This is a genomic window from Actinomadura livida (genome assembly GCF_014648675.1).
GTDB classification, from domain to species: Bacteria; Actinomycetota; Actinomycetes; order Streptosporangiales; family Streptosporangiaceae; genus Spirillospora; species Spirillospora livida.
Genome location: NZ_BMRO01000038.1, coordinates 3,388 through 5,600, shown reverse-complemented (window position 1 = coordinate 5,600; position 2,213 = coordinate 3,388). Strand labels below are relative to the sequence as shown.

Annotated in this window: 1 protein-coding gene; it reads left to right on the top strand. The window is 71.5% G+C overall.

Going from position 1 to position 2,213, the window contains the following annotated elements:
* Positions 1-2,213: SpnB-like Rossmann fold domain-containing protein (locus tag IEZ03_RS37140; RefSeq protein ID WP_189241286.1), on the top strand; the 2,213-nt coding region annotated here is incomplete at both ends.

Genomic DNA, 2,213 nt, shown 5'->3' with positions numbered 1-2,213 from the left:
GACTCCTCACCAACCTCGCCACCCTCCACACCCAAGGCTTCACCACCGACTGGACCCGCATCCTCGAAGCCATCGGCATCACAGCTCCGAGTGAGCCCATAACCCTGCCGAACTATGCGTTTCAGAGGCAGCGCTACTGGCTAGAGGTTCCTGCCGGGGCCTCCGACGTCGCATCGGCGGGATTGGAGGCGGGCGGCCATCCTCTGCTCGGCGCCTGCGTCACCCTCGCCGACGAGCAGACCACCGTGTTCACCGGACGCCTGTCCTTGGACACCCACCCCTGGCTCGCCGACCACGCCATCAACGACACACCCGTCCTCCCCGGCACCGCCTACCTCGAACTCGCCATCCACGCAGGCGACCACACCGGAACACCCCACATCGAGGAGCTGAGTCTCCACACGCCTCTCACCCTCGTCGCGCCCACCCAGATCCAGATAACCGTTGCCGCCCCCGACGGCGACGGCCGTCGCGCCCTGACCATCCACTCCCGCCCCACCGGCGACGATGCCGACGAGCCCTGGACCTGCCACGCCACCGGCATCCTCAGCCCTGCCGCCGCGACGGCAGCCGCGATCGATCCGGCCGGTTCCGCATCCTGGCCGCCGACCGACGCCCAGCAGGTGCCGACCGACGACCTCTACGAGCAGTTCGACGACCTGGGACTCAACTACGGGCCCCTCTTCCAGGGCGTCCGCACGGCCTGGCGCGCCTCCGGCGCGATCTATGCCGAGGTCCAGCTCCCCGACCCCGAAGCCGCCACCGGCTACACCCTCCACCCCGCACTCCTCGACGCCGCCCTCCACCCCATCGCGCTGGCCGCCGACGGTTCCGGCGACCAAGCCCACCTGCCCTTCGCATGGGAAGGCGTCACCCTCCACGCCACCGGCGCCACCACACTCCGCGTCGCCGTCACCCCCATCGGCGGGCAAGCCACCAGCCTCACCATCACCGCCACCGATCCCACCGGACAGCCCGTCGCAACGATCGACACGCTCACTCTCCGGCCGCTCACCGGGCTCCCCAGCAAGCCCGGTCGAGACAACCAGCTCTACGCGCTGGACTGGCCGGTGCTGGCGGGCGGGAACGCGACAGGCGCCGGCACCTACGCGATCCTGGCTTCGCACAGTCCCGAGTTCGCGCAGCTACTCAATACCGCGCTCGCCGCGCCCGCTCAGGTCTACGACGACCTCCAGCAGATCTCCGAGCCGCCGCCGATGCTCCTGCTCCCCTGCGCAGCGGACGGCGACGGCGGCGAGCCGGCCGGTCCGGCGCACGCGATCACGCGGGAGCTGCTGGAGCTGCTTCAGCGGTACCTCGCCGACGACCGGCTGAACGACACCCGCCTCGTCCTGGCGACCCGCAACGCCGTCAGCGTCGACACCGCCGCCGCGAACGGCGCCGCCGGGAGCGAAGCGCCGGAGCTGGCGCAGTCACCGGTGTGGGGACTGGTCCGGAGCGTCCAGGTCGAGCACCCCGAACGCGTCACCATCGTCGATCTGGACGACCGGCCCGGCAGCCTTGAGGCCCTCGCGTCCGCGATCGAGGCCGCGTCGGCTCAGGGCGAACCCCAGCTCGCCATCCGTGACGGTGTGGTTCACGTCCCCCGGCTGGTCCGGGCCGGACGGCAACCGATGCTCGCCCCGCCGCCGGACGGCCCGTGGCAGCTGACCGTCGCGGGCAAGGGCACCCTGGAGAATCTGACCTTGGTCCCCGCGCCGGAGCTGGACGAAGCGCTGGGCAGCGGGCAGGTGCGCATCGCGGTGCGGGCGGTCGGGGTGAACTTCCGCGACGTCCTCTATGCCCTGGGGATGATCCCCCAGGACCAGCGCCCGCTGGGCGGGGAAGGCGCCGGAACCGTTGTCGAGGTCGGTCCGGACGTGGACCACCTGGCCGTGGGCGACCGGGTCATGGGCATCTTCACCGGCACCGGCCCCACCGCCATCGCCGACCACCGCATGGTCACCCGCATTCCGGACGGCTGGTCGTTCACCCGGGCCGCCACCGTCCCCGTCGCGTATCTCACCGCCTACTACGCCCTGGCCGACCTCGCCGGCATCCAGCCCGGACAGCGGCTCCTCCTGCACGCCGCCACCGGCGGAGTCGGCACCGCCACTCTGCATCTCGCCCGGCATTGGGACATCGAGGTCTTCGCCACCGCCAGCCCCGGCAAGTGGAACGTCCTGCGCGAGCACGGCCTTGAAGAGAGCCAC